Origin of the sequence: Arenimonas sp., assembly GCF_019459675.1 — a bacterium.
Lineage (GTDB): Bacteria > Pseudomonadota > Gammaproteobacteria > Xanthomonadales > Xanthomonadaceae > Arenimonas.
This window is the reverse complement of the sequence record NZ_JAIBFH010000377.1, coordinates 1-3,187: the sequence shown is the minus strand read 5'-3', so window position 1 is coordinate 3,187 and position 3,187 is coordinate 1. Positions and strand designations below refer to the sequence as shown.

The 3,187-nt window shown below is 71.6% G+C and carries 3 protein-coding genes and 1 pseudogene; 2 read left to right on the top strand and 2 right to left on the bottom strand.

What is annotated here, in order from left to right; all coding sequences use genetic code 11:
• Positions 1-509 (top strand): NAD-binding protein (locus K0M70_RS12555; RefSeq protein WP_290782446.1); only part of this gene is annotated, 509 nt, incomplete at its 5' end.
• A gap of 19 nt (positions 510-528) precedes the next feature.
• Here K0M70_RS12555 and K0M70_RS12550 read toward each other — a convergent pair.
• Together K0M70_RS12550 and K0M70_RS12545 are read right to left on the bottom strand one after the other, a co-directional pair.
• Positions 529-1,668, bottom strand: coding sequence for an FAD-binding domain-containing protein (locus tag K0M70_RS12550; protein ID WP_343211216.1), 1,140 nt, complete (start codon positions 1,666-1,668; stop codon positions 529-531).
• A 27-nt stretch (positions 1,669-1,695) separates the two neighbouring features.
• Positions 1,696-1,983: pseudogene (locus K0M70_RS12545) on the bottom strand (deoxyribodipyrimidine photo-lyase); the annotation flags it as partial.
• Between the two features lie 243 nt (positions 1,984-2,226).
• Here K0M70_RS12545 and K0M70_RS12540 point away from each other — a divergent pair.
• The coding region (locus K0M70_RS12540) for a TonB-dependent receptor plug domain-containing protein (protein ID WP_290782444.1) at positions 2,227-3,187 on the top strand (961 nt) is incomplete at its 3' end.

Here is a 3,187-nt window from a genome sequence, read left to right as displayed (position 1 = left end):
AGTCGGCGCAGAAGAACGTACCCGAACCGCAGTCGCCGGAGTCGCCCGGGCCCCAGGGCGGGCCGGCGCTGCCCACCGAAGGCCATGCCATCGTGGTGGGCTTCGGCCGCGTCGGCAGCGAGATCGCCAAGCTGCTGCGCGAGCGCGGCGTGCCCCTGCTGGTGCTCGACGACGACCACGACCTGGTGCAGAAAGCCCGCGCCGACGGCTTCCCGGCCATCCGCGGCAACGCCGCCGCCGAGCAGGTGATGGCCGAGGCCTCGCCCGCGGCCGCGCAGCTGCTGGTGATGGCCATCCCGCACGCGCTGGAGGCCGGCGAGACCGTCGCCCGCCTGCGCGCGATCAACCCCGGCCTGACCATCCTGGCGCGCGCGCACAGCGACGCCGAGGTGCGCCACCTGCTGGCCCAAGGCGCCGACGGCGCGGTGCTGGCCGAGAAGGAGCTGGCGCACAGCATGGCCGAGATGGCGATGTCGGCGCCGCCGTTCCGCAACCTGCGGGGCGGCTAGCCGCCGCCACCCGCTGTTTTCAGAAAAGGTCGGGCTGCAGGGCCGTGGGCACCGGCGGCGCCGGCTCGGGCTTGCGGCGGTTGCCGCGCTTGCGCTGCCGGGCGCGACTGCCGTGCTTTTCGAAGACGCGCCGGCTTTCCTCGCGCTCCACGTGCTGGCGCTTCCACGCCGTAAGCCTGGCGCGCGCCTCGCGGGCCGCCTGTTCATGGTCGCGCACGGGCGCCGGATAGTCGCGGCCGATCACCGCGCCCGCGCTTCTCTGATGCGCTCCGCCCATCAGCCAGGGCGTGTGGATCCAGTCGTCGGGCACGCCCGCCAGCTCGGGCAGCCAGTGCCGTATGAATTCACCCCGGGGATCCTGGTCCTGCGACTGCTTGATCGGGTTGTACATGCGCGGGATGTTGATGCCGGTGACGCCGGCCTGCATCTGCACCTGCGGGTAGTGAATGCCCGGCTCGTAGTCGGTGAACAGGCGCGCCAGGTGGTGCGCGGGTTCGGGCCAGTGCAGCCACAGCTGGTAGCTGGCCACGGAAACCAGCATCGCGCGCATGCGGAAGTTGATCCAGCCGGTGGCGCGCAGGCTGCGCAGGCAGGCGTCCACGAACGGCCAGCCGGTTTCGCCACCCGCCCAGGCGTCGAACCAGTCGCGGCGGAAGTCATCCTCGCGCAGGCCGTCAAAGCCGCGGTGCACGTTCCGGAACTCGATCTCCGGCTCGCTCTCGAGTTTCTGGATGAAGTGGCAGTGCCAGTGCAGGCGCTTTTCCAGCGACACCAGGTCGCGCAGCGGCACCGGCCCGGGCCCGGCCTCGCCCTGCGTGCGCACCGCATGCACCACTTCGCGCAGCGACAGCGCACCGGTGGCCAGCGCCACCGAGAAGCGCGAGCAGCGGGTTTGCGCCGACAGCGGGCTGCTCATGCCGCGCATGTAGCCGGCGCCCCGCCCGGCCAGGAACGTGGCCAGCGCCCGCTGCCCACGCCGGCGGCCGCCGTGCTGGCGGCCCGGGCAGTCGTCGTGCGCCATGCCCAGGGCCTGGCTGTCGGGAATCTGGCCCGGCTCGACGGCAAGCGGGGCCAACGCCGGTTCGGCCAGCGGCGCCGGCGACAGGCGCCGCTCCCATTCGCGCGCCCAGCCTTCGCGCCGGCGCAGCCCGCGCTGCACGCCGCCGCAAGGCTCCTGGTGCCAGCCGATGCCGTGGCTCTTCGCCCAGGCCGCCACGCGGCGGTCGCGCTGGAAGGTCCAGTCGTTGCCGGTTTCCTCATGGGACCACAGGGCGGCGATGCCGTGCCGCAGGCGGATGTCCTCCAGCACGGCCAGCGCATCCCCCTGTCGGACCACCAGCGGCTGGCCGCAGCGGGCCAGGTCGTCGCGCAGGTCGCGCAGCGCCTCCTCCGTGGCCTGCCACTGCCGCCCGCTGGTGTCGGGCAGCTGCCAGTAGGCGGGCTCGGCGATATACAGGGGCAGCACCGCCCCGCGCGCGGCCGCCGCCTAAAGCGGGGGGTGATCGGCAGCGCGCAGGTCACGCTTGAACCAGACGACGTGGACCGACATGGGGCGATGGTCGCCATCGGCGTGTCCCGGCACCGTGAAGGCCAAGTGATGCGCCCGGCCGCCCGAACCATACGGTCCACCGGGCATCAGTACATGACAGAAAGTTTGCTGGATTGCCCCCCGGCCACGTGATATCACGTGGCTACCCGAACCCACTGGAGTCACACCATGCGCCGCCATCCGCTCACCCTCGCGCTGCTGGCCTCACTGGCCGCCGGCCCCGCCTTCGCCCAGACCGCCGCCCCGGAAGAACCCAAGGAAACGGCCGTACTCGACTCGATCATCGTCACCGGCACCCGGGTGGCCGACCGCACGGTGGCCGAATCCACCGCGCCGATCGACATCCTGACGGTGGAAGCGCTCACCGCCACCGGCACGCCTGAACTCGCCACGGCCCTGTCGCGCGCCCTGCCCTCGCTCAACTTCCCGCGCCCCGCCATCAACGACGGCACCGACACGGTTCGCCCCGCCCAGATCCGCGGCCTGTCGCCCGACCACGTGCTGGTGCTGGTGAACGGCAAGCGCTACCACACCGGTTCCCTGGTGAACGTCAACGGTTCGCAGGGCCGCAGCTCGTCGCCGGTGGACCTCAACACCATTCCGATGTCGGCCATCGACCGCGTGGAAGTGCTGCGCGACGGCGCGTCGGCGCAGTACGGCTCGGACGCCATCGCCGGCGTGATTAACATCGTGCTCAAGGGCAGCCGCTCCGGCGGCAGCGTGGCCGCGCGCCACGGCCAGTACAGCGCCGGCGACGGCGACACCAGCCAGCTCGGCGCCGACGCCGGCTTCGCGCTGGGCGAAGAAGGCTTCATCCATCTTTCGGCGCAGTACGGCGAGCAGGACCAGACCGACCGCGCGCGCCCGTTCATCGGTACCCCGTCGCCCACCTCGGCGCCGCTGGGCGTGGTGGTGCAGCGGCAGGGCGACCCGGCCGTGGACTACGGCTCGTTCACCTACAACGGCGAAATCGCCTTCAACGACAACTTCGTTGTCTACAGCACCGGCATCTACACCAAGCGCGACGCGATCTCGAACGGCTTCTTCCGCCCCGCCGGTGACGCCCGCAACATCCGGTCCATCTATCCCAACGGCTTCCTGCCGCAGATCAACAACGTCTCCACCGACA